We start from the raw sequence: 24,493 nt of genomic DNA, 5'->3' as shown, positions 1-24,493 counted from the left end.
AAGCCATGGAATATCCAACCAGTACCGTTATTGAATGGCTCGCTAACTATTTTTGGCCTTACGTGCGGATTTCATCCATGCTGATGGTGATGTCGGTGACAGGGGCCAATTTCGTGTCACCGCGCATTCGACTATTCCTCGGACTAGCGTTGACACTTGGCGTCATGCCTTCCCTACCTGCTGTGCCACAACACATTGAACTGTTTTCTTTTCAAGGCTTTTTGATCGTAGCTGAACAGATGCTTATTGGCATTTCAATGGGTATGGTCACGATATTTATGATTCAGACGTTTGTTATGCTAGGGCAGATCCTTGGCATGCAATCCAGTCTGGGCTTTGCGTCAATGGTAGACCCCGCGAATGGGCAGAGCACGCCTTTGTTAGGTCAGCTATTTATGTTTCTGGCAACGATGTTCTTTTTGGCGACCGATGGTCATCTCAAGATGATCCAACTGGTCGTTATGAGTTTCAAAACATTGCCAATAGGCAGTGGGCACCTCACCGCAGTGGATTTTCGTGAGATGGCAGGCTGGTTGAGCCTAATGTTTAAGACGGCGCTGAGTATGGCACTGGCCGGTATTATCGCGCTGTTAACGGTCAACTTATCATTTGGTGTTATGACCCGAGCGGCCCCACAATTAAACATTTTTTCGTTGGGTTTTGCTTTTGCGCTGTTGGTCGGGTTGATGATCTGCTGGTATATATTGGCAGGGCTGTATAGCCACTATCAATTGTATTGGATAGATGTTGAAGGCCAGGTTTGCCGCCTGATTCGTTTGACGTGTTAATGGATGAGTAACGGAGACAGGTATGGCTGAATCTGATGGACAAGAACGTACTGAGGACGCCACGCCCCAGCGGTTAAAACAGGCGCGTGAAAAAGGTCAGGTTGCTCGTTCGAAAGAACTCGCCTCAGTCTCTGTACTGATTGTCGGTGCGTTGTCGTTGATGATGTTTGGTGATGGTTTAGCCAAAGCACTGTATAACACCATGGGGCGATTCTTTACCCTTACTCGGGAAGAAATCTTCGATCATACTAAGCTATTTGATGTCATTCTAGGCGCGCTATCTGGTCTCATTTTACCCTTGCTGCTGATCCTAGCCGTGCTGTTTGTTGCTGCACTAGCAGGCGCTGCCGGGGTAGGGGGCATTAGCTTCTCTGCCAAAGCCGCCATGCCGAAAATGTCGAAAATGAACCCGATGAGCGGCCTAAAACGTATGGTCGGGATGCAGAGCTGGGTGGAGTTGATCAAATCTATCTTGAAAGTATCGTTAGTCGCAGGCATGGCATTTTACTTGGTCAGTGCCTCACGTGCCGATTTGTTTCAATTGAGCGTTGAGGTCTTTCCACAAAACATCTTCCATGCCCTCGATATTTTGCTGAATTTTATCTTATTAATCAGTACCACATTGCTGATTGTAGTAGCAATTGATATCCCTTTTCAGATATGGCAGCACGCCGAACAGCTCAAAATGACTAAGCAAGAGGTCAAGGATGAGTTTAAGGATACGGAGGGGAAACCTGAGGTGAAAGGTCGAATTCGTATGCTTCAGCGTGAAGCCGCACAGCGCCGGATGATGGCAGAAGTCCCTGAAGCCGATGTGATTATCACCAACCCTGAACACTTTTCTGTTGCGCTTCGATATAAACAAGGGCAAGACAAAGCACCTATCGTAGTTGCCAAAGGGATCGACCATATGGCACTAAAAATTCGAGAGGTTGCTCGTGAGCATAATATATACATTATCCCATCACCGCCTTTAGCTCGTGCTATTTATCACACCTCCGAGTTAGAACAAGAAATTCCTGATAGCTTGTTCGCAGCCGTGGCTCAAATCCTAGCGTATGTATATCAGCTCAAACAGTATCGTAAGAAGGGGGGGCAAAGACCGACGCTACAAAACGATCAAATTACGATTCCCAAAGACATGCGATATTAATCAAACCGATAAAGTAAATGCGTACTCGATAGAGTACGCCTTTACTTTATTATGAACGGCTTTTTATGGGTGACTTTACCGCGTTATCGACGTTTACAGTGTTAGCGACATCTACAATGTTAGCGACATCTACAGCGTTGTATTTTCAAGTCGCCAGTCTCCTCCTAAGGCTTTGTAGACGCCGATGGTCACTTGTGCGGTTTGTAAGCGTGCCGCAATCGTTCGATCTTCCATCATGCGATGTTGTCGCTGTGCATCAAGTAATGCTAAGTGATTAATTAACCCTGCTTTATATAAGGAACGGGCTTTTGTGACAGCGCGTTCCGATGCGCTCAGAGCTTCTCCTATTCGCAGTTCGTTTTGCTGGCTACGCCCGTACGCAAAGAGCATTGAGTCGACCTCGGTAATTGCGGTGTTGACTGAATATTCATAAGCCAACACGGCATTGTTAAATCGAGATTCGTTGAGTTCGACCATGGCTTCGCCGCGTCCACCATCAAAGACACTCCAGCTGACCCCAGCCGATGCAAACCAGCCAAAGGAATCACTGCTAAACAAATCATCAAAGCTACTGGCTGATACGCCTGGCGCACCGGTCAGGAAGAACTTAGGGTAGCGGTTGGCAATACTGGCTGCGACCTCTTCATTAATTGCCGCCATTTCACGTTCTGCGATGCGAATATCGGGTCGGCGTTGCAGTAAATCTGATGGTAATCCTGTCGGTATAATTCCCTCGAGAGTGGGCAATTCACTGTGTTTTGCCAATCTAATATCGACACGAGTGAGAGGCTCACCTAACAAGGTAGCCATGCGTTGTTTGTGCACCTGCTGAGCGATTTCAAGCTGTGGTATTACAGACTCGGTGGCGGCTAGCATGCTCTGAGCTTGGGCAAGGTCCAACTCTGAACCGTAACCGGTTTTCACCAAGCGCTTCACTAGCAACAAGGTTTTCTCTTGGTCTGCAAGGTTACTTTTTACAAGTTCTAAACGCGCTTGTGCTCCACGATACTGCAGATAGTTATGGGTAATATCTGCCGTCATCAAGGTTGTTAAGCCGCTTTGATAGATTTCGGCTTGCTCTACTCGAATCGCTGCTGCGTTTGATTGACGGTCAAGCCGGCCAAAAAGGTCCATTTCCCACCCGATGCTCGCACCGGCAAATACGCCGTCATGTTGGTTATCCAGCAGTGTGGCGGAGTCAAGCGCGGTACCTGTTGGCATAGAATCCCCGATAGGGTTAAGCGCGGGACCTAACAAGGAATCACTCTTACTCAACTGATAATTAAAATAGCCTGCGCCAATGTTAACTGTAGGGACTTTGAATGAATCCACAATCGACTTGTAGCTGTTGGCCATTTTTATACGTTCAGCTGCCATCTTGAGTGGGATATTTTGCCGCTGAACATCAGCGACCATGGTATCGAGTACCGGGTCATTGAATTGTGTCCACCAATGTTCATTGACGACATGTTGTTGATTATCGGCATGCAGATATGCCTCGGACAGTGTGACCATCGGAGCTTGGTAATCAGGACCGACGGAGCACCCAGCGAGTGTTAACGCTAACGCAATAGGAGCAAGGTTAAGCACGTTGGTTAAGCGACGTTGACTTGGCTTTATTCTCATGTGGTTATGCCTTCTGCTCTTTAATAGTCAATGTTGATGATTGCTCTGCGGCGGTGGACGCAGCGCTCTCTTTGTAGGCCAAGCGATAGAGAGCTGGCATCACAAATAAAGACAACACGGTTGCGGCGGCTAAACCGCCAATGATGGTTGCCGCCATCTGGTCAAAGAGCAAGTCACTCAGTAGCGGTATCATGCCTAATGCGGTGGTTAATGCCCCCATTGAAATGGCCATTGTACGATTGATGGTCGCTTCCTTGATGGCATCCGATAAGCTTCGTCCATTGCGTTTTTCAAGCTCAATTTGGTCCATCAAAACGATGCCGTTTTTAATGATCATCCCCATCAAGGTAATTGCCCCGATCAGCGCCATAAAGCCGAACGGTTTATTGAACCCAAGCAGTGCAAAGGTCGCGCCTGTTGCAGCCAAGGGAATCGTGGACAAAATAATGACGGGTTGTTTGAATCCGTTGAACATCGCCACTAGGATAATCACCATAATAAGGAGTGCTTTTGGTAACTGTTTAACGATGTCTGAGACCGCTTTATATTCATCATAATATTCTCCGCCCCATTCCATGTGGTAACCGGGTGGTAGTGCGATCGCTTCGATTTCTTCCTTGATGCTGTTTCTCACCGTTGCAGGTGTACTTGAACGAGCAACACCGGCTTGTGCTGTGATGGTTTTTACTCGGTCGCGTCGCCAAATCATGCTTTCTTCAGTACTTAACTCGAAACCATCGACAACTTGACCTAGAGGAACGCTGTGCAATCCAAGCAGTGATTTAACCGGCAGGGTTTCTAACGATGCCATGGTGGGTTCAGAGCCGCGAAATTGAATGGGTATCAATTCGTCATTCAGATTCATCTGTCCCAAAGGCATGCCGTTGGAAGCGCGCTTCATCGCAAACGCAATGTCCGCTCGATTTATGCCAGCGCGGCGCGCTTTGTCCATGTTGATAATGGGTGTCAGCACTTTGCTCTGTTGGCGCCAATCATCTCGGACATATTTCGCATCTGGATGTCTGGCCATGATGACTTGTGCTTGGCGTGATAAATCATGTAAAACGTGCTCATCTGGCCCAGAGAATCGAGCTTCAACGGCATATTTATCTGCGGTAGCCAATTTCAATGCGCGAAAGCGAGGTTGGGCATTAGGGAATTCTTCTGCGACCCATTTGTCGCCACGAGAAACCAAAGCAGAAATGGCATAATAGTCGGTCGTGTTAATCAAAATCTGACCGTAGGACGAATCAAAAGGCTCAGGCTCAACGGTGACGGAGAATCGTGGAACACTGGCGCCAATCGCACTAGAAATACTTTCAACTTCGGGTTGTTTGAGTAACCAAGCTTCGATCTTTTTCATGTCCGCTGATGTTTGTTCAACCTTGGCGCCGTTAGGCAACCAATAGTCAAAAAACACGATCGCGCGATCTGACTGCGGCAGGAAGTTAATGGCGACATAAGGCAACGCAAGTACGGTCACTAGTATCAGTGGAATCAGTGCAGACAAGGCTCGCTTAGGATTATCGACCGTCCAGCAGACCGCTTGTTTGTAGCGAGATTGCTTATCGGCGCTGCTTTTTGTGTTCGGTTTGAGGAACATCCAACACATCAGCGTCGTGAACGTCATGGCGACGAGCCAAGACAGCGTCAATGATGAAGCCATGATGTAGAAGACAGACCCAGCAAATTCAGCCGCATCAGTTTTGGAAAATAACACAGGGCTGGCGCCCATAACCGCGATGATCGTTGCGCCAAACAGTGGCACGGCGGTTTCTTTGACTGATTCGATAGCGGCTGTTGTGCGCTCAATGCCCTTGTTGAGTTTAGCTGTCATCATGTCGGTAATAACGATGGCATTATCAACCAACATACCGAGTGCGAGGATAAAGGTTCCAAGTGATACTCGATGAAGGTCAATACTGTTGATATTCATGTAAACCAGCGTCAGCAAAATAGTGAGCAATAGGCTACCACCGACAATGACTGCGCTTTTGAATCCCATGAAAATCAATAAAACAACAAAAACAATCGCGACACTTTCGGCTAAGTTTTGCACAAAGTTTTCAATCGATTTCTCAACTTCATCAGGTTGATAGGCGATGGGTGAAATTTCAACACCAAGGGGTAATGTTGCGTTAAATTCGTCGATAATCGAATGAATACTATCGCCTAAGGACACCACGTTAATGCCGCTAACGGGGCTGACAGCAAGCGTGACGGAGGGTTCGCCATTAAAGCGGTTTTCAGTCAATGCGGGCGTTTGATACCCCATGGTCACATCCGCAATATCACCCAATCGAATTAGACCGGTGCCGAGTTCATTGAACCCGCCTTGAATCATTAGATTTTTAATGTCGGCAAGTGACTGAAACTCGCTACCATGCTGGATACGAATACGCTCACTTCCAGCGTCGAATTGGCCTGCCTCGAACGTCATGTTACTGGTGTTGAGTTGACTCCAGACTTGCGCCATCGATAAACCATATTGAGCGAGTCGCTCATCAGGAAGGTCAATATAGACGGCTCGTGGTTGAACACCGTGCAGTTCGGCTTTCTTGATGCCTTTAACCGTTTTCAGTCGGCGTTGCAGCTCTTCTGAATACTGGCGTAGTTCTTCGGGCTTGGCGTCGTGGCTATGGACAGCGAAAAGCATGCCGTACACCTCGGAAAACTCGTCTTGGACAATACTGATTTGTGCCGTCGTAGGCAGTTGCAATTTGACGTCTTGCACTTTGCGACGTAATAAATCCCATTGTTGAGGAAGGCGAGAAGAGTTGAGGCTTTCTTTTAGGTCAACAAACACCATAGAAACACCGGGTTGAGAAAGTGAGCGAAGTCTATTCAACTCGCCCATTTCTTGTAGTTTGGTTTCGATGGTGTCGGTGACTTGGTATTCAACTTGTTCTGCTGATGCGCCTGGATAGAGCGTAACAACCACTGCTGTTTTGATGGTAAAGCTTGGGTCCTCAAGTTTACCAAGGTCAAAATAAGAGTAGATCCCAGCAATAATGCTTAGGACGGTGAAAAATAGCAAAAACGTTCGTTGACGAATTGCGAATTCAGCAAGCTTCATGGTCAGTATTCCTTACTGCTTGCGCATGATTAATTGATCCGCGATATCGCCATCATGTAGATAGCTTGAGCCGCTGACCACAACAAAATCATCACGATAAATCGGCCCGGTAATACAAGCCTGATAGGCATCGAGTGAACGCAGTTCGACGGGGGTAGTGACCACGGTTTTGTTACGTACTACATTGATATGTAGTGTTTCTTTTTCGCCCACGATAGCCGAATAAGGCACGCAGTGCGCTTCATCAATATTGGTGAGCGTTGAGGTGACAGACACAGATTTACCGGGGAACAACTTTTTGTGGTTGTTGTTCTCATTGCTAGCGTCATCGATAGCGTAAGTCACGGTGTAGGTTTGCTTGATCAAATGTGGCAGCGGAGCGATTTCTGTAATGCGCGCGTTGACTGGTTCAGATGAATGATGCCAAGAAACGGTGCCCTGTTCACCAAGCTCAAAGCGTTGAATCATGTTTTCAGGGACATCGATTTCAACTTCTAATTGGTCGGTATTGTGAAGGGTAACGACAGCGACACCGGGCAAGGCTTGTTCATGCTGCTCGAAGTTTACTTTGCCAATGACTCCATCAAATGGAGCTGTTAGCTGAGTATAATGCAGTACGTCTTTGGCGCGTTGGATGTTTTTTTCAACGACTTTAATAGCCGAAAGACTGCGTTCATATCCGCTGGTGGCACGATCAAGATTGACGCTGGCAATGGCGTTATCCTCAGTCGCTTGTTTGACACGGCGTAATTCTGCCTTTGCGAGTTTATGTGCGGATTTGGCTTCAAGCATTTTAGCTTGCAGCTCTTCTAACGCGACCTGATAATCATGGGGATCGAGCTGCGCAATTGGGTCGCCCTGTGCTACTAATTGGCCGGTACGAACATGGATAGTAGAAATCGTACCTGGCACTCGAAAGGTGAGATTGGCTTTTTCTTGCGAACGAACGACCCCGTTAAAATGCTTAGCTGAATGCTCAAGGGAGTCTTTTAGTTGCACAACTTGAAGGGTTTTCTTATGGGTCGGTGCATTGGCTGCGACTTGGGGGTGATGACAACCTGTGAGTACTAGCGTTGACACCATACTGAGTGTTATTAGGTTCATTCTGTTCATGATCATATAGCTCCATTATTATGGCGCTATCATAATCGTGAACCGTGGGGAGATAATCCGGTCTTATTGAGACTTACTGTCACATAATTCGTGACAATAAGTTTAATTTAGGAATTTCTTCAGAAAGATGTTCAATAAGTAAGCGACTTGCTTGATTCAGTGTTTTGGGCTGTGGGTAAAGTAGCCATCCATCAGCTTCCAGCGTGGTTTCATGGGGCAGCAAAGATACGAGCCGTCCAGCTTTTAATTCATTCTGAATCATCATCGTAGGAAGAAAGCTAATGCCACGTCCCTGCTGTGTCGCGCCTTTAATAAACCCTACGCTATCGGAGATGAGTCGGGCATTGACAGAAAAATGGCCGGTACTAAAATGCCATTTATCGTCGATATCACCACTAGGCCAGCGAAAACAGATACACTTGTGTTCATAAAGAGATTGTATCGAAATTGGAACGCCAAACGTTTCTAGGTAACTAGGCGATGCCACTAAAGTTCGCCCAAAACTGATCACCTTTCTCGCGACGATGTCGGAATCGATTAAACGACCACCATGCATTGCGATATCGAGGCCTTGTCGGAACATTTCATTGAATCCGTTGTTGATGCTGCGGATGTCTAACTCGACATTTGGGTAATTGTCTTGGAAATCAAATAGGATTGGCTGCAATAATTCATATGTCTCAGGTAGGATACCTAGCTTAATTCTGCCTGAAATAACTTGAGCTGATGTCGTGATTGATTGCTGGGCACGATCAAACAATTCGATTGCACTGGTGATTTCTTCATAAAATGTATTGCCGCTATGGGTGAGCGATAAGCTTCGTGTTGTGCGATGAAATAACTGCGTGCCAATCTCTCGTTCAAGCTCATTGATACGACGACTCACGTTTGCTCTAGGTAAGTCGAGCGCATTTGCCGCTCCAGTAAAGCTGCCAAGTTCAACAACCTTGATAAATAATTTTAAGTCGGCAATTTTCATCTGAGTTCCCATATGAAATGGTTTTAGACCCTGTTGGCCCTGTAATATTTTGTGCGAATAGTACCTGAGGTTTCGACATTAATCATTGATAAGACGACATAAGTGGCGCGTCAAAATAATGACGTACATTGGGTATGAATTTTGCATATACCGCTGAAGTATTTTAATTCTGGTGCGAATATGCACCACCCGCAGTGATGTAGTCGATGAAATTAACGTTACCGTTCGCCGATAAGATGCCGGCTTTATCAAGTCGAGCTTTGCCTGCTATTGGCGCTCCAATTATGGTCCTTGCTGCGTTGGCGATGATCATACTGCCGATACCGGCGTTTCTTCTCGATCTGTTTTTTACCTTTAACATCGCCTTAGCGATGGTGGTTTTACTGGTATCGGTCTACACCCGTCGCCCTCTCGATTTTGCTGCTTTTCCAACGGTACTATTAATCGCAACACTATTACGTTTGGCATTGAATGTTGCCTCGACTCGTGTTGTCTTACTCGATGGTCATGAAGGCGGTGGCGCTGCGGGTAATGTTATCGAGGCGTTTGGTAATGTGGTCATCGGGGGCAACTATGCGGTTGGCCTGATTGTCTTTATGATTCTAATGATCATCAACTTTATGGTGGTGACAAAAGGTGCCGGTCGTATCTCAGAAGTGAGTGCCCGCTTTACCTTGGATGCCTTGCCAGGTAAGCAAATGGCCATTGATGCGGACTTAAATGCTGGGCTGATTGACCAGGACCAAGCGCGAACCCGTCGATTTGAAGTGACCAAAGAAGCCGACTTTTATGGCTCGATGGATGGTGCGTCAAAGTTTGTGAAAGGCGATGCAATTGCGGGTATCTTGATCCTTTTCCTTAATATCGTCGGCGGTCTTGGCATCGGTATGATGCAGCATTCATTAGGATTTGGCGAAGCCCTGCAGATTTATACGCTACTGACGATTGGTGATGGCTTGGTTGCCCAAATTCCCTCGCTCTTATTGTCTATTGCCGCTGCTATTATGGTGACGCGTCAAAATACTGACGAGGATATGGGGCAACAGGTTGTCTTTCAGCTATTTGATAATCCAAAGGCGTTGATGATCACCTCCGGTATCATGTTAATAATGGGTATTGTCCCTGGCATGCCGCATTTCGCATTTTTGTTACTCGCTGCATTGGCAGGTGGCGGGGCGTATTGGATGACGAAGAAACACAAGAAAGCAGAAGAACAAAAAAACCTTCCCGCGGAACTTCAAGCTGGCGATTCACCAAGCAAGCCTAAAGAATTGTCTTGGGATGACGTTCATCCTGTTGATGTTATAGGTTTAGAAGTCGGTTATCGATTGATTCCTTTGGTCGATAGAGACCAAGGCGGAGAATTGTTAGAGCGTGTTAAAGGGGTACGTAAAAAGCTATCACAAGATTTTGGTTTTCTTATTCCAGCGGTTCACATTCGAGATAATCTGGAGCTCACACCAAACTCTTACCGCATCACGCTGATGGGCGTTGCGGTGGGTGAAGCGGAAATTCGACCCGATCAAGAGCTGGCGATTAACCCTGGGCAAGTCTATGGCCTCATTGATGGCGAGTCGACGATTGACCCCGCATTTGGCCTTGAAGCCGTATGGATTCAAGAGGTACAAAAAGAACATGCGCAGGCATTAGGTTATACGGTAGTGGACTCTTCAACGGTACTTGCCACCCATCTTAGCCAACTGCTCACCAACAATGCTGCACAACTGCTAGGGCATGAAGAAGTCCAGAACCTACTCGAATTACTTGGCCGAAGCGCACCAAAACTGGTTGAAGACTTTGTTCCTGAACAATTGCCATTAGGTACCATGGTCAAGGTGTTACAAAACTTATTGAACGAAGCCATTCCTATTCGAGATATTCGAACCATCGTTCAGACATTGGCTGAATATTCTTCAAAGAGTCAAGAACCTGACGTTTTAACGGCTGCTGTACGAATTGCACTTAAACGACTAATTGTTCAAGAAATCAATGGAATAGAACCTGAATTGCCCGTTATTACACTTATTCCTGAACTGGAACAAATATTGCATCAAACTATGCAAGCGGCAGGTGGAGAATCTGCAGGCATTGAACCTGGTTTAGCCGAGCGTTTGCAAGCGTCATTGACGCAGGCCACGCAAGAGCAAGAACTGAAAGGTGAAGCGGCCGTCTTACTGACTTCGGGTGTACTTCGCTCGACGTTAGCCAAATTTGTAAAGAACACCATTCCAAATTTGAGAGTGTTGTCTTACCAAGAAATACCTGATGAAAAACAAATACGTATCGTACAGGCCGTCGGTAATTAAGAATGAACAAGTTGTTCTTGTTGACCATAAAACTGACACATTAAGACCTATGAATGCCGGTATTGAAAATGGATGTGACCGTTGAAAATTAAACGATTTTTTGCCAGAGATATGAGACAAGCACTGCAGCAAGTGAAAGAAGAACTTGGTGCTGAGGCTGTTATTATGTCGAATAAGAAAGTGGCGGGTGGTGTTGAAATCGTTGCCGCGGTCGATGGTGATGGTAACCAGTCAGCCCCTCGTCAAATGAGCAGGCAGGCATTGTCCCCACCCACTCAATCAAACCCATCGGACTATGCTGGCGAGCGTGAGCTAAAAGACGACCACGTTAGCCTGAACCCGAGAAGCGCAACGAATGCACCGTCGGTGACCGATCGTTTTGCTAATATGCTGAAAAACTATCGCGGTGGTCCTGCTTCCAGCGAACCAACACCACCAGTCAAACCAACAGATTCACTGTCTGCGCTGCTAGAGCGTCAATCTGAGCGCACTGCGTCAATGAATAACGCCTATCAAAGTAGCGATCAATATCAATATGCTCAGGGAAATCGTGGGTATTCATCGAATACGCCCGAACGTGGCATGCGTGACAATCATACACAAGGTAATGGCGCTCGTGATAATGGTTTACGCGATAGTGGTCTGCGAGACAGTGGCTTGCGTGATAACAGTAGCCTGCGTGATAACAATAACCTGCGCGATAATCAGAGCCCGTACGCTGCTCAGCAACGGTCATTTGAAGAAAGGACTGAGCCTAGAAATGCATTAGGTCGCAATGGCATAAATCAGGGATCCCCCGCGAGTCATATGCCCACTAGTCATTCTCCTTCCAATAAGCGAGATGGCAAAATTGGTGAAGAGCTTGAATCGATGAAGGAAGACATGTCATCCATTCGTCGCCTACTTGAACATCAAGTCTCCGGATTGATGTGGCAAGAAGTTGAACGCCGAGAACCCCTTCGTGCCATGCTGATCAAACGACTCGAGCGCATGGGGCTGTCACCCGAGTTGGCGGACCAACTGGCTTGTTATATCCCTGAAGATACGCCGCCTCAAAAGGCATGGAAGGCGCTATTGGCGTTAGTTTCGGACCAAATTGTCGTGAGTAAGCAAGACATCCTTCGCCAAGGGGGCATTGTCGCTTTGCTTGGCCCTACTGGTGTTGGCAAAACGACCACGGTTGCGAAACTAGCGGCAAGAGCCGCCATGGAATATGGTTCAGACAATGTCGCGCTAGTTACTACGGATACTTATCGAATTGGTGCCCATGAGCAGTTGTCGATTTATGGCCGAATTATGGGATGTCCGGTAAGAGTGGCTAAAGATTCTGAAGAACTGGCCGATGTATTATATCAGTTACGAAATCGACGTCTGGTTTTGATTGACACCGCCGGTATGGGACAAAGAGATGTCCGCTTGTCTGAACAGCTTGATACCTTGATGCAAGAAAGCGGTGAGAATATTAATAGTTACTTGGTGTTACCTGCTACCGCGCAACGCCAGGTGTTACAAGAAACACTGGATCATTTTCGACGCATCCCGCTTTCTGGCTGCATCATGACCAAACTCGATGAATCACTGAGTTTGGGAGAGTTTATCAGTGTTGTAGTGCAAAATGCGCTGCCAGTGACTTACATCGCAAACGGGCAACGAGTCCCGGAAGATATTGTAATCGCTCAGCCAAAATACATGGTCGCTAAAGCGAACGAATTACTTGAGAAGTCGACAGAGAACGAACCCCACTTTTGGAACAGCGACATGGAGGGGGTTTAGGTGCAATCGAATATGACAAATAACATGATATATGACCAAGCAAGTGGCCTGAGGCGTTTGGCTCAACCGACACATACGAAAGTGATTTCGGTTACTGGCGGTAAAGGTGGCGTTGGCAAATCCAATGTCACACTAGGAATGGCTATCTGTATGGCTCGCCAAGGCAAAAAAGTCATGGTTTTAGATGCTGATTTAGGTCTAGCGAATGTCGATGTAATGCTAGGGATTCGCTCCAAGAAAAACCTCGGTCATGTATTGGCAGGAGAGTGTGAGCTTAAAGACGCCATTGTTGAGGGGCCACACGGTATTCGCATTATACCAGCAACGTCGGGCACACAAAGCATGACGGAGCTTAGCCATGCACAACATATCGGTCTTATCAGAGCATTTGGTAGCTTAGAAGACGATATGGATATTCTGCTGATCGATACTGCAGCAGGAATATCGGACATGGTCGTGAGTTTCTCTCGTGCTGCTCAAGATGTAGTCGTTGTGGTTTGTGATGAACCTACATCAATTACGGATGCCTATGCGTTGATTAAACTCCTCAGCCGTGAGCATCAAGTACAACGCTTTAAAGTTGTGGCGAATATGGTTCGCAGTTACCGTGAAGGCAGAGAATTATTCGCAAAATTGACATTAGTCACAGAGAGATTCCTCAATGTGAGTCTTGAACTTGTCGCATGCATCCCATTAGATGATAAAGTGCGACAAGCAGTGAAAAGACAAAAAATTGTTGTCGATGCGTTTCCACGTTCTCCTGCTGCATTAGCATTGAACTCTTTAGCGAGTAAAGCGCTCACTTGGCCGATACCCAAGGTTCCAAGTGGACACTTGGAATTTTTTGTGGAGCGTTTGCTAAATAGACCTGCCGTAGAGGAACCATTTAGTGAATAAAGCTTTGACCTATGACCAGCACGCCAATTTAAGCGGTCAACAAGCTTTCTTAGAGAAATACTCAGTATTAGTGAAGCGGATTGCGCACCACTTAATTGGGCGACTACCACCAAATGTACTGGTGGAAGATTTAATTCAAGCCGGCATGATCGGCTTGATTGAAGCGCAAAAAAACTACGACGGTAGTAAAGGCGCGAGTTTTGAAACGTATGCGGGTATTCGTATACGTGGTTCTATGCTGGATGATATTCGTCGTGGCGATTGGGTGCCAAGGTCGGTACATAAAAATAGTCGTGATATATCTCAAGCAATCTCTCTTCTTGAAGTCGAACTTAACCGGGAGCCTACCGATAGTGAGGTTGCGCAGCATTTAGGGATGAGTTTGACACAGTATCACCGAGCGTTAACAGATATTAGCTGTTCTCGTTTGGTTGGTATTGAAGATTTAGGCGTTTCAGAGGACTCGGTCTCTATTGCTACTGATGATGAAGACAACTCGCCATTTCAGGGTGTCGCGGATGAAGCTTTTCGCGAAGCGTTAATTGAATCAATTAAAACGCTCCCCGAGCGTGAAGCGTTAACGTTATCCTTGTATTATGACGAAGAGTTAAATTTGAAGGAGATAGGAGAGGTATTGGGCGTCAGCGAATCGCGCGTTAGCCAAATACTTAGTCAAACGATGCAGCGTCTTCGTACCAAGCTCAACGCTTGGACTGATAATAATTAATAATCACTGATCTTTCTGTCAGTGGAGGCAATTTTGAATAAAAACATGAAAATCCTTATTGTTGACGACTTTTCAACAATGCGACGTATTGTCAAAAACCTTCTACGCGACTTGGGCTTTAGCAACACACTTGAAGCTGATGATGGTTTAACGGCGTTACCTATGCTCAAAAAAGGCGATTTTGATTTTGTTGTGACTGACTGGAATATGCCAGGCATGCAAGGCATTGATCTTCTTCGCCATATCCGAGCGGATGACGAGTTAAAGCATTTACCCGTTTTAATGATTACAGCTGAAGCAAAACGCGAGCAAATTATTGAAGCGGCACAAGCCGGTGTGAATGGTTATATTGTTAAACCATTTACCGCAGCAACCTTAAAAGAAAAACTAGATAAAATTTTTGAGCGCTTATAACGCGCTCCTATAGCAAAGCGGCTATTTCAGAATGATTTCATTGGAACAAGCGAAGCAACTTGTTGAACTGCTTGAAGAAGGCAAACAACAAGAGGCGAATGAGCTAATCATAATGGTTCAAGGCGGCAGTGAAAGTAAGGTGCTTCAAGAAGTAGGAGCATTGACACGAGATCTGCACGACGCACTGAGTGAATTTAGCATTGATACTCGTCTCAACGAGATTGCCAATGACGAAATTCCTGAAGCGCGAGACCGTCTTGAATACGTTATTAACAAGACCGAGGTTTCGGCCAATACAACCATGGATGCGGTTGAACATTGTTTGCCAATGGCTGACAACCTCCATGAGTGCTTGCTACAAGTTCGTCCACAATGGAATGAACTGATGCATGGACGTGTCGAGCTACAAACATTTAAAGATTTGTGTCATCGAATTGATAATCTACTGACTCAGGTTGAGGGCAACAGCACTGAACTTCGAACTCAGTTGACCAACATATTGATGGCTCAGGACTTTCAGGATCTTACTGGACAAATCATACGCCGCGTTATCACGTTAGTGAGTGAAGTGGAAACAAGGCTTGTGGAAATTTTGAAAGTGTTCAGTGACGAACAACAATCAATAACAACAAAACCAAAGCAGGCACCAGTTGGCGTTGAAGGACCGATTATCAATCCTCATGAACGCATTGATGCCGTTTCCTCGCAAGACGAAGTTGATGATTTGCTTTCGAGTCTTGGGTTTTAGAGGTGGATTATGAGCTACGAATTAGATGAAGAGATTCTTCAGGACTTTCTAGTAGAAGCGGGTGAAATTCTCGAATTGTTGTCTGAACAACTCGTGGAGCTAGAAAACAACCCTGAAGATAAAGATCTGCTGAATGCGATATTTAGAGGGTTTCACACAGTTAAAGGTGGTGCTGGATTCCTGGCGCTGACCGAACTCGTTGATACGTGCCATGGCGCGGAGAACGTGTTTGATATTCTTCGTAATGGTCAAAGAAGCGTTAACGCAAGCTTGATGGATACGATGCTAAGGGCATTGGACACGATTAACCACCAGTTCCAAGCCGTGCAGAATTCAGAAACAATGTCATCTGCCGATCCTGATTTATTGGAAGAGCTGCATCGCCTTAGCTCACCGGCGACCAGTAATGAAAACGTACCTGACCCTATTGCGCCCCAAATCGCCCCCATTGCACCCATAATTGAGCCTGTAGCGGCAATTGAACCAAGCTCAGTCGACGTGCAAAGTGGCTCAATTGACGACATTACTCAAGACGAATTTGAACGTCTTCTTGACGAGCTTCACGGTAAAGGTGCAGCGCCTAATCAGAAAAAAAATGCGGTGACGCCACCCCCATCACCAGCGATTGCTGCTGTGGATCGAGCGCCTGTCGCGGCTAATGCTAGCTCGTCGGATATTACGGATGATGAGTTTGAAAAGCTTCTGGATGAGTTGCATGGTATAGGAAAAGGCCCTTCCTTAGGGGATGCTACGCCACCACCAGCCGCGGTATCGACACCACCGCCTTCTCCATCCTCGCCACCTAATGGTGGAGATTTGATGACTGATGAAGAGTTTGAAAAACTGTTGGATGAACTTCATGGTGTAGGTAATGGTCCTTCGCCAGAAGAATTGGAAGCGGCAACCCAACCGATTTCAGTATTGAAGGGGTCGACATCGTCTGTCCCTACTCAGGTACCCGAAGCGACGCTGTCGCCGAGACCAACCGTTGCAGTAGAGACCGAAGAAGCTCAGCCCGTCGCTTCTGTGCCTGTCTTGCAAGAGAAAAAACTGCCAACAAACAGCGAAACAAAAGCGACACCAGTAAAGAAACCGCAAGCTGAAGCAAGCGTGCGTGTTGACACGTCAACCCTTGATACCATTATGAACATGGTGGGTGAGTTGGTATTGGTTCGCAATCGACTGGTTAGCCTTGGGCTAAACAGTAACGATGAGGAAATGTCGAAAGCCGTTTCTAATTTAGACGTCGTGACCGCCGATTTACAAGGTGCGGTGATGAAAACGCGTATGCAACCTATTAAAAAGGTATTTGGACGTTTTCCTCGCGTCATCCGCGATTTGGCACGCAGCCTGAACAAAGACATTGTTCTTGTGATGCAAGGCGAAGAGACAGACCTCGATAAAAACTTGGTTGAGGCGTTAGCGGATCCTCTGATTCACTTGGTTCGTAACTCGGTCGACCACGGCATTGAAATGCCGGATGTACGCGAACAATCCGGTAAATCTAGAACCGGTACCGTCACACTTTCGGCGTCGCAAGAAGGTGATCATATCGAGCTCGCTATCGTTGATGATGGCGGAGGTATGGACCCAGATAAACTGCGTGCTATTGCGGTGAAACGCGGCATGATGGATGAAGATGCGGCTTCTCGTCTGACCGACAAAGAGTGCTTCAATCTGATTTTCATGCCTGGCTTTTCGAGCAAAGAAAAGATCTCGGATATCTCTGGACGCGGTGTAGGTATGGACGTGGTGAAAACGGCCATCAATACACTTAATGGTTCGATTGATATTGATTCAGAGCTTGGAACGGGTACCAAGATCACGATTAAGGTGCCGCTCACACTGGCAATCTTACCCACGCTAATGGTTGGAGTGGGAGGACATCCTTTTGCTTTACCTCTGGCGAGCGTAAATGAAATATTCCACCTTGATCTTAGCCAAACGAATGTTGTTGATGGTCAATTAACGATCATCGTTCGTGACAAGTCGATTCCACTATTTTATTTGCGAAACTGGCTTGCTTCTCATGCCGATCAAGTTGAGTTGCGTAAGGGACATGGTCATGTCGTGATTGTTCAGATTGGCAGTCAACGGGTTGGCTTTGTTGTCGATACACTCATCGGTCAAGAAGAGGTAGTGATTAAGCCTCTCGATAAATTATTGCAGGGCACGCCTGGCATGGCGGGGGCAACGATTACCAGTGATGGCCATATTGCGCTTATTTTGGATGTACCTGATTTGCTTAAGCAGTACGCTGCCGCGTCGCGTATCTGATAAGGAAATCTATGTCGATCAAAGTGTTAGTAGTAGACGATTCGAGTTTCTTTCGTCGTAGAGTTAGTGACATCATTAACGCCGCTCCTCGGTTAGAAGTCATTGATGTGGCGGTCAATGGAAAGGAGGCGCTTGAAAAAGCGCTTTCTCTAAAACCTGACGTTATCACCATGGACATTGAGATGCCTGTGATGGACGGGATTACCGCTGTGCGTGAGATAATGGCAAAGCAACCTACGCCGATTCTCATGTTTTCATCGCTGACCCATGACGGTGCTAAAGCGACGTTAGACGCACTTGAGGCCGGAGCGTTGGATTTCTTACCTAAGAAGTTTGAAGACATCGCTCGCAACAAAGACGAAGCGGTCACCTTGTTACAGCAACGTGTCCAGCACATTGCAAGTCGGCGAGCAATGCTTCGCCGCATGCCGATGGCGAGTCGTACTCCAAGAGTTGAGCCTGCCTCAACTCGCACTGCGGCGTTGAAAGCGTCAGACAGTACCCTATCCAAATCCATCGTCACGCCAGCGGCGCCTGTCCAAGCTCGTTTTCGTGCCTCGGGAAAACAGTATCAATTGACAGCGATCGGCACTTCAACAGGTGGGCCAGTTGCGTTACAAAAAATACTGACGCAGTTTCCGAGAAATTACCCACATCCTATTTTGCTTATTCAACATATGCCCGCGACGTTTACTGCCGCCTTTGCAGCTCGTTTAAATTCGCTATGCCAAATTACCGTTAAGGAAGCCGCTGATGGGGACGTACTTAAGCCCGGTGTGGCTTACCTTGCACCTGGTGGCATGCAAATGATGCTAGAAGGACGCCCATCTAACGCCAAAATCAGAATTATTGATGGCGGTGAGCGAATGAATTACAAACCTTGTGTCGATGTGACATTCGGGTCTGCGGCAAAAATATACCAAGACAAAGTGTTGTCGGTTGTATTAACCGGTATGGGTGCAGATGGCCGAGAAGGTGCTCGTATGTTGAAAGCGGCTGGTTCGACCATCTGGGCACAAGATGAAGAAAGCTGCGTGGTATATGGAATGCCGCAAGCCGTTGCAAAAGCGGGAATCTCGACAGAAGACCTACCATTAGAACGCGTCGCGGAACGTATTCTTGTTGAATTAAAGAGGTAGCAACATGATTGTATGGAGTGTTGCGAATCAAAAAGGTGGCGTCGGAAAAACCACAAGCACGGTAACCTTAGCAGGGCTTCTAGCTCAGAAAGGTCACCGCGTGTTATTAATTGATACCGACCCTCATGCCTCCCTGACGACTTACCTCGGCATGGATTCAGACACCTTACCTCAGAGTTTATTTGACTTGTTTCAGTTAAAGGAATTTACCGAACCTAAAGTCAAAGCACTGATTCATGCCACAGAGATAGACAATATTGATGTGATTCCAGCCCATATGTCTTTGGCGACCCTAGACCGTGTCATGGGTAATCGCAGTGGTATGGGGCTTATTCTTAAGCGAGCGTTACTCACGCTGCGTGACCACTACGATTATGTGCTCATAGACTGTCCACCTATCCTTGGCGTCATGATGGTAAACGCTCTGGCCGCCAGCGATCGTATCCTGATTCCAGTTCAAACTGAATTTCTGGCCATGAAAGGGCTGGAAAGAATGGTTCGAACATTGGCCATCATGCAAAAGTCTCGTCAACGACCATTTAAAGTGACGATTGTACCCACGATGTATGACAAACGAACTCGTGCATCGCTGCAAACGCTCACACAATTGAAGCAGGATTATCCGGATCAAGTTTGGAGCTCAGCGGTGCCGATTGACACCAAGTTCCGAGATGCGAGCCTCAAGCACTTACCAGCATCACACTTTGCTTCTGGTAGTCGAGGGGTGTTTGCCTACAAGCAACTGCTTATTTATTTAGAGAGGCTGGCAATTGATGGCAATGGATGAGACGCCTCTATCAAGCGAACAGGCGCTTGATGACTATTTCAACTCATTACTTGGTATCGGTGACTTTTCAGAAGACATTGACGGCCTTCCTCCATCGACGGTGCTATCCGATGCGGAATCCAAAGAAGACGATGTTGTTGATATAGCGGTAGATGTGGAAGTAGATATAGATACCGCCGTCGATGTTTTGTCTCAACAAGATGCTCAGTGTACGGCCACTGAAAATGTTGACGCTGGTAGCCAAGTAGACGGCGAACTCCACTCGCCAAGCAAGGTTGCAGCAAGCGAGGATGCAAACTCCGCGGCTTGCCTACCGGAGCCAAGAGAATGGTTATCACCGGCTCAATCGTCGATGACGCAACCTGCTATTTATCCATCAACGAGTGCACCGATTGACTACGATGAACCGCCGAATTTACAACAGTTAGAAAAGCTATTTGATGGCATGCGCGGGGACACGGATGCCGTGACTTTGTCTCAGTCAGAAACTGATAGTAACGAGTCGTTAGAGACTGAGATTCAGGGTTGGGAGATCGCGACAGAAGAAGCGGTCGCGAACGAATCCAACCCTCAAGCTGATGGGTTAACTGCCGATACTAGTAAAAGCGTGGATGTAAATCTAAACCTCGACCGTCATGATTCTGTTGATGTACAGCCTGCAATTGCCGAGACAGCGCCTGAAGTAGGCACTGACACAAGCCGCGAAAACGAATCAGCAGACGCGCATATCGGGGCCGCGTCGACCGGAGACGTTGGTGGTGGCCACCTTGATAGTTGGCAAAGCACCGAGCGCAGTGAAAGTTTTCAAGTATTGTATTTTTCGGTTAATGACGTGACATTTGCAGTTCCGCTTGATGAGTTGGGCGGGATTCATCAAATGGGAGAGCTTAGTCATTTGATCGGACGACCTGGATGGTATCTTGGTTTGCAGTCGAGTCGAGATAGCCAGTTCGATGTTGTCGATACGGCACGCTGGGTGATGCCTCAGGTGCTGAACGGTGATGATTATAAATTGGATTATGAATACATTGTGATGCTTGGAGAAAGTAATTGGGGCCTTGCCGCAACGAAATTGAAAGGCACGGAACAACTGCAACCAGAAGCCGTTCGTTGGCGTGAGCAATCAGGTAAACGTCCTTGGCTTGCCGGTATGGTAAAAGAAAAAATGTGTGCACTAGTGCATGTGTCAGAACTAATTGAAATGCTTAATGCTGGATTAGATGTTAATTCAGTACAATAACAACAAGAATGATGCCATTGTGGATGGCTCCGCAATTAAGATATTGAGAGGAAAATCATGTCTCAGACGATGGATGTAGAACTAAGAAAAGACCAAGCTAATGACGAAGTGTTGCAGTGGGTAACCTTTCAATTAGAAGAGGAAACATACGGCATCAACGTAATGCAAGTACGCGAAGTACTTCGTTACACGGAAATTGCGCCTGTTCCCGGTGCGCCAGACTATGTGTTAGGTATTATCAACCTACGTGGCAACGTGGTTACGGTTATCGATACACGTTCACGCTTTGGCTTAATGCAAGGTGAGACCACCGATAATACACGTATTATTGTGATTGAATCAGAGCGTCAAGTGATCGGTATCTTAGTTGATAGTGTTGCTGAGGTGGTGTATTTACGCTCTTCAGAAATTGATACCACACCGAGTGTTGGTACCGATGAAAGTGCGAAATTCATTCAAGGCGTGAGTAATCGTGAAGGTAAGTTACTGATACTTGTCGACTTAAATAAACTGCTCTCAGAAGATGAGTGGGACGATATGGCTTACTTATAATGTTTGAGTCATTGCCATTTCAATCGCCTCTACCATGGATAGGGGCGGTTGCGCTTATTGTGGCTTTTATCTGGTTAGTGAAAGTTCATCGCCAGTTAAACGTGCACAAAAATACAAGCCGTCAACAGATTCGTCAGTCAGACAGAGAGTTAGACAAGTGCAATAAACAATTGCTTGAAGTTCGCTCGGTGTTGGTGGGTTTGGGTCAAAAGATCTCAGAGCAAGAGGATATTATCCGTCACTTGACTGAGCGTGTCGTTGAATTAGAAAACATCGATAGCGATGGCCGTCTTTACACTCGTGCCAACAAGATGGTTAAACTTGGTGCGGACATCAATGAATTGATTGAAGAGTGCGAGCTGCCAAAAGCCGAAGCTGAACTCATGATGTCACTGCAAAATAAGATTGCAGGCAAAGAACGGGTTCCACCGTTAAATACCACGCGCGGTCAAACTGCCAAACCTCAAATCAGAAATTATCAAACGCCAAAGCGTCCTCGATAGTTGTTAACAAGTGTATTGATATTAAAGAGATACACTTGTTATTTTCTTGTTACATTCATAATAAATTATTACGTTTTCCTATTCGCGAGCAAAATGACGTCTGCTATTCTAACAGTCATTATGGCGCAAAAAATTTAATTTTATAATACTTAAGGGTTAGTTGATTGGTAATGGTATCAACGCTTGGCGCGTTGTTCTCAAGTTTCGTGAAGCGAGTTTGATCATTATCCTATTGTCGCTTTATAGCTATGGTAAGATGAACCTCTTTTCGACCCAGCACGTAAATGAATGTTAGAAGTCATAAAGTTAACCGCGATTCGAGATGAACGCGTATTGTTCGAAAATTTATCATTTTCGTTACAATCCGGGGACCTAGTTCAGATTGAAGGTCGAAACGGCACTGGAAAAACCACCTTGATGCGAATCATAGCGGGTCTAGGTGATAGAGAAAGTGGCGAAATTCGATGGAAAGATGAAACGATTGAGTCCAATCGAGAAGAGTATCACCAATCGTTGCTCTTTTTGGGGCACCAGACGGGTGTTAAGCGAGAATTGACCGCCTTTGAAAACTTAAAGTTTTACCAGTCGATTCATGCTCCTGATACCTCTGAATCTCAGATATTTGATTCCTTGACCCAAGTCGGACTGGCTGGGCGTGAGGACGTGCCAGTTGCACAGTTATCCGCTGGTCAACAACGAAGAGTTGCGTTAGCGCGTTTGTGGCTGAGTGAGCAACCATTATGGATACTAGATGAACCATTGACGGCGATTGACAAACAGGGTGTCAAGGTATTGGAAGACTTGTTTCTTAACCATGCCAACAAAGGTGGCATTGTATTGTTGACCACCCATCAAGATATGTTTAGTCAAAGCCCTAAACTAAAAAAAATTAAGCTCGGAGCGTAGTATGTTAGCTTCTACGATGAAAATCATCCGTCGCGAACTACTTATTGCTTTTCGACGTCAAGCGGACATTTTTAACCCATTGTGGTTTTTTATTATTGTCATTACGCTCTTTCCTTTGAGTATAGGGCCAGAGCCAAATTTATTAGCACGCATTGCGGCTGGGATAGTCTGGGTTGCCGCACTGCTTTCGGCTTTATTATCCTTGGAGCGCCTCTTTAAAGATGACTTCCAAGATGGCGCGTTGGAGCAGATGATGCTCATGCCCATACCATTATCATTGGTAGTGATGGCAAAGATTATCGCACATTGGTTGCTAACGGGGTTGCCGCTGATTTTGATTAGCCCACTGCTTTCTGTTTTGCTATCACTAGATTTCGATACGTGGTTGGCGGTGGTATTAACATTGTTAGTGGGCACACCAACGTTAAGCTTTATTGGCGCCATTGGTGTTGCGTTAACGGTTGGATTGCAAAAGGGAGGGGTCTTGCTAAGTTTATTGGTATTGCCGCTTTATATCCCTATTTTGATTTTTGCTACGTCTGCAATTGATGCGGCATCGCTGGGTGTTGCGTATAACGGGCAGTTAGCCTTGTTGGCGGCCATGTTGGCAGGTGCGATGACATTAACCCCAATTGCTATCAGCGCTGCCCTTAGAGTCAGCGTTAACTAATAATTATTATGCGCGTGTGTCCATTGTAGAGACACGGCAATGTTGTTAAAAGAGTGAGAGACACTATGTGGAAATGGCTTCATCCTTATGCCAAATCTGAAACTGCTTATCAATTGTGTGGTCGTTTGTTGCCGTGGTTTGCCACGATAGCGCTGGCTTGTCTTTCTGTTGGTACGGTGTGGGGGCTTGCATTCGCTCCATCTGACTATCAACAGGGCGATAGTTTTAGGATCATTTATATCCATGTCCCGTCGGCGATTTGGTCAATGGGTGTATACATGTCGATGGCGATCGCCGCATTTGTTGGGCTCGTTTGGCAGGTAAAGTTATCGAGCATGGCGGCCCTTGCAATGGCACCTATTGGCGCAGTCTTTACCTTTATTGCGTTACTGACTGGCGCCGTTTGGGGTAAGCCGATGTGGGGCGCTTGGTGGGTGTGGGATGCACGTCTTACTTCTGAACTTATCCTTTTGTTCCTGTATCTCGGCGTTATTGCGCTTTATCATGCATTTGACGACCAAAAAACCGCCGCTAAAGCAGCGGGCATTCTTGCTATTGTCGGTGTGGTCAATCTGCCGATCATTCACTTTTCTGTTGAATGGTGGAACACACTCCATCAGGGCGCGTCGATTACCAAGTTTGCCAAACCGTCAATCTCAAGTGATATGCTTTGGCCGTTATTGCTCAATATCATAGGCTTTGCATTTTTCTTTGGCGCTTTGACGCTTATCCGACTTCGTAACGAAATTATCAGTAAGGAAGGTCATCGCCCGTGGGTGATTGCTCTTGCCAATCAAAAACTTAAGCCACGAGGGTAAT

At 46.5% G+C, this 24,493-nt stretch carries 21 protein-coding genes; 17 read left to right on the top strand and 4 right to left on the bottom strand.

Translation table 11 applies throughout. The features are described 5' to 3' along the window. Positions 1–5 precede the first annotated feature (5 nt). Both fliR and flhB read left to right on the top strand, forming a co-directional pair. A complete protein-coding gene (gene fliR, locus ACE1OE_RS17935; RefSeq protein ID WP_449211858.1) occupies positions 6–788 on the top strand; it encodes a flagellar biosynthetic protein FliR in 783 nt (260 codons plus the stop codon). 22 nt (positions 789–810) lie between these two features. After that, positions 811–1,941, top strand: coding sequence for a flagellar biosynthesis protein FlhB (gene flhB, locus ACE1OE_RS17930; protein WP_449211857.1), 1,131 nt, complete (start codon positions 811–813; stop codon positions 1,939–1,941). A gap of 129 nt (positions 1,942–2,070) precedes the next feature. On the opposite strand, the gene ACE1OE_RS17925 is transcribed toward flhB, so the two are convergent. The 4 genes from ACE1OE_RS17925 to ACE1OE_RS17910 form a co-directional block, all read right to left on the bottom strand. Continuing rightward, complete coding sequence (locus ACE1OE_RS17925) at positions 2,071–3,567, bottom strand: efflux transporter outer membrane subunit (RefSeq protein WP_449211856.1); 1,497 nt, start codon at positions 3,565–3,567, stop codon at positions 2,071–2,073. A gap of 4 nt (positions 3,568–3,571) precedes the next feature. Continuing rightward, entirely contained in the window at positions 3,572–6,643 is a 3,072-nt protein-coding gene (locus tag ACE1OE_RS17920) for an efflux RND transporter permease subunit (protein WP_449211855.1), read from the bottom strand. Between the two features lie 12 nt (positions 6,644–6,655). Continuing rightward, positions 6,656–7,756 carry an efflux RND transporter periplasmic adaptor subunit gene (locus ACE1OE_RS17915; RefSeq protein ID WP_102467645.1) on the bottom strand — a complete coding sequence of 367 codons (1,101 nt, stop codon included), beginning with the start codon at positions 7,754–7,756 and terminating at the stop codon, positions 6,656–6,658. Between the two features lie 79 nt (positions 7,757–7,835). Next, on the bottom strand, positions 7,836–8,735 hold the full coding sequence (locus ACE1OE_RS17910; protein WP_102467646.1) for a LysR family transcriptional regulator: 900 nt from the start codon (positions 8,733–8,735) through the stop codon (positions 7,836–7,838). 206 nt (positions 8,736–8,941) lie between these two features. On the opposite strand from ACE1OE_RS17910, the gene flhA reads away from it, so the two are divergent. The 15 genes from flhA to ACE1OE_RS17835 all read left to right on the top strand — a co-directional run bounded on the left by flhA (position 8,942) and on the right by ACE1OE_RS17835 (position 24,492). Then, complete coding sequence (gene flhA, locus ACE1OE_RS17905) at positions 8,942–11,041, top strand: flagellar biosynthesis protein FlhA (protein ID WP_449211854.1); 2,100 nt, start codon at positions 8,942–8,944, stop codon at positions 11,039–11,041. A gap of 81 nt (positions 11,042–11,122) precedes the next feature. Beyond that, positions 11,123–12,814, top strand: a complete 1,692-nt coding sequence (flhF, locus tag ACE1OE_RS17900) for a flagellar biosynthesis protein FlhF (protein ID WP_449211853.1) — start codon at positions 11,123–11,125, stop codon at positions 12,812–12,814. Positions 12,815–12,826: 12 nt separating this feature from the next. After that, positions 12,827–13,711 (top strand): MinD/ParA family protein, encoded by an 885-nt coding sequence (locus ACE1OE_RS17895; protein WP_102467737.1) that lies wholly within the window; start codon positions 12,827–12,829, stop codon positions 13,709–13,711. Next, positions 13,704–14,438: an RNA polymerase sigma factor FliA gene (locus ACE1OE_RS17890; RefSeq protein ID WP_102467649.1), complete on the top strand. Its 735-nt coding sequence runs from the start codon at positions 13,704–13,706 to the stop codon at positions 14,436–14,438. The genes ACE1OE_RS17895 and ACE1OE_RS17890 overlap by 8 nt, the downstream gene beginning before the upstream one ends. A gap of 45 nt (positions 14,439–14,483) precedes the next feature. Further along, positions 14,484–14,852, top strand: coding sequence for a chemotaxis response regulator CheY (gene cheY, locus ACE1OE_RS17885; protein ID WP_096995504.1), 369 nt, complete (start codon positions 14,484–14,486; stop codon positions 14,850–14,852). A 31-nt stretch (positions 14,853–14,883) separates the two neighbouring features. Then, complete coding sequence (locus ACE1OE_RS17880; RefSeq protein ID WP_102467650.1) at positions 14,884–15,600, top strand: protein phosphatase CheZ; 717 nt, start codon at positions 14,884–14,886, stop codon at positions 15,598–15,600. 9 nt (positions 15,601–15,609) lie between these two features. Beyond that, entirely contained in the window at positions 15,610–17,877 is a 2,268-nt protein-coding gene (locus tag ACE1OE_RS17875; RefSeq protein WP_449211852.1) for a chemotaxis protein CheW, read from the top strand. A gap of 11 nt (positions 17,878–17,888) precedes the next feature. Further along, a complete protein-coding gene (locus ACE1OE_RS17870; protein ID WP_449211851.1) occupies positions 17,889–19,016 on the top strand; it encodes a protein-glutamate methylesterase/protein-glutamine glutaminase in 1,128 nt (375 codons plus the stop codon). Positions 19,017–19,020: 4 nt separating this feature from the next. Beyond that, positions 19,021–19,803 carry a ParA family protein gene (locus ACE1OE_RS17865; RefSeq protein WP_102467653.1) on the top strand — a complete coding sequence of 261 codons (783 nt, stop codon included), beginning with the start codon at positions 19,021–19,023 and terminating at the stop codon, positions 19,801–19,803. Continuing rightward, positions 19,790–21,043, top strand: a complete 1,254-nt coding sequence (locus ACE1OE_RS17860; RefSeq protein ID WP_449211850.1) for a chemotaxis protein CheW — start codon at positions 19,790–19,792, stop codon at positions 21,041–21,043. The genes ACE1OE_RS17865 and ACE1OE_RS17860 overlap by 14 nt, the downstream gene beginning before the upstream one ends. 57 nt (positions 21,044–21,100) lie before the next feature. Beyond that, positions 21,101–21,595: a chemotaxis protein CheW gene (locus ACE1OE_RS17855; protein WP_102467654.1), complete on the top strand. Its 495-nt coding sequence runs from the start codon at positions 21,101–21,103 to the stop codon at positions 21,593–21,595. Beyond that, on the top strand, positions 21,595–22,098 hold the full coding sequence (locus ACE1OE_RS17850) for a DUF2802 domain-containing protein (protein ID WP_449211849.1): 504 nt from the start codon (positions 21,595–21,597) through the stop codon (positions 22,096–22,098). The genes ACE1OE_RS17855 and ACE1OE_RS17850 overlap by 1 nt, the downstream gene beginning before the upstream one ends. A gap of 288 nt (positions 22,099–22,386) precedes the next feature. Beyond that, positions 22,387–23,004 carry a cytochrome c biogenesis heme-transporting ATPase CcmA gene (ccmA, locus tag ACE1OE_RS17845; protein ID WP_102467656.1) on the top strand — a complete coding sequence of 206 codons (618 nt, stop codon included), beginning with the start codon at positions 22,387–22,389 and terminating at the stop codon, positions 23,002–23,004. Between the two features lies 1 nt (position 23,005). Continuing rightward, positions 23,006–23,674 (top strand): heme exporter protein CcmB, encoded by a 669-nt coding sequence (ccmB, locus tag ACE1OE_RS17840; protein ID WP_102467657.1) that lies wholly within the window; start codon positions 23,006–23,008, stop codon positions 23,672–23,674. Positions 23,675–23,739: 65 nt separating this feature from the next. Further along, positions 23,740–24,492, top strand: a complete 753-nt coding sequence (locus ACE1OE_RS17835; protein ID WP_449211848.1) for a heme ABC transporter permease — start codon at positions 23,740–23,742, stop codon at positions 24,490–24,492. Position 24,493 lies beyond the last annotated feature (1 nt).

Source organism: Vibrio sp. E150_011 (assembly GCF_053544015.1).
This window is presented reverse-complemented; position numbering and strand designations above follow the sequence as displayed.

Coding starts and splice junctions, on each gene's coding strand:
- ACE1OE_RS17870 (WP_449211851.1), top strand. CDS start 17,889: ATGTCGATCAAAGTGTTAGTAGTAGACGATTCGAGTTTCTTTCGTCGT.
- ACE1OE_RS17915 (WP_102467645.1), bottom strand. CDS start 7,756: ATGAACAGAATGAACCTAATAACACTCAGTATGGTGTCAACGCTAGTA.
- ACE1OE_RS17895 (WP_102467737.1), top strand. CDS start 12,827: ATGACAAATAACATGATATATGACCAAGCAAGTGGCCTGAGGCGTTTG.
- ACE1OE_RS17835 (WP_449211848.1), top strand. CDS start 23,740: ATGTGGAAATGGCTTCATCCTTATGCCAAATCTGAAACTGCTTATCAA.
- cheY (WP_096995504.1), top strand. CDS start 14,484: ATGAAAATCCTTATTGTTGACGACTTTTCAACAATGCGACGTATTGTC.
- flhB (WP_449211857.1), top strand. CDS start 811: ATGGCTGAATCTGATGGACAAGAACGTACTGAGGACGCCACGCCCCAG.
- flhA (WP_449211854.1), top strand. CDS start 8,942: ATGAAATTAACGTTACCGTTCGCCGATAAGATGCCGGCTTTATCAAGT.
- ACE1OE_RS17880 (WP_102467650.1), top strand. CDS start 14,884: ATGATTTCATTGGAACAAGCGAAGCAACTTGTTGAACTGCTTGAAGAA.
- ACE1OE_RS17850 (WP_449211849.1), top strand. CDS start 21,595: ATGTTTGAGTCATTGCCATTTCAATCGCCTCTACCATGGATAGGGGCG.
- ccmA (WP_102467656.1), top strand. CDS start 22,387: ATGTTAGAAGTCATAAAGTTAACCGCGATTCGAGATGAACGCGTATTG.
- ccmB (WP_102467657.1), top strand. CDS start 23,006: ATGTTAGCTTCTACGATGAAAATCATCCGTCGCGAACTACTTATTGCT.
- fliR (WP_449211858.1), top strand. CDS start 6: ATGGAATATCCAACCAGTACCGTTATTGAATGGCTCGCTAACTATTTT.
- ACE1OE_RS17910 (WP_102467646.1), bottom strand. CDS start 8,735: ATGAAAATTGCCGACTTAAAATTATTTATCAAGGTTGTTGAACTTGGC.
- ACE1OE_RS17860 (WP_449211850.1), top strand. CDS start 19,790: ATGGCAATGGATGAGACGCCTCTATCAAGCGAACAGGCGCTTGATGAC.
- ACE1OE_RS17865 (WP_102467653.1), top strand. CDS start 19,021: ATGATTGTATGGAGTGTTGCGAATCAAAAAGGTGGCGTCGGAAAAACC.
- ACE1OE_RS17875 (WP_449211852.1), top strand. CDS start 15,610: ATGAGCTACGAATTAGATGAAGAGATTCTTCAGGACTTTCTAGTAGAA.
- ACE1OE_RS17925 (WP_449211856.1), bottom strand. CDS start 3,567: ATGAGAATAAAGCCAAGTCAACGTCGCTTAACCAACGTGCTTAACCTT.
- ACE1OE_RS17920 (WP_449211855.1), bottom strand. CDS start 6,643: ATGAAGCTTGCTGAATTCGCAATTCGTCAACGAACGTTTTTGCTATTT.
- ACE1OE_RS17855 (WP_102467654.1), top strand. CDS start 21,101: ATGTCTCAGACGATGGATGTAGAACTAAGAAAAGACCAAGCTAATGAC.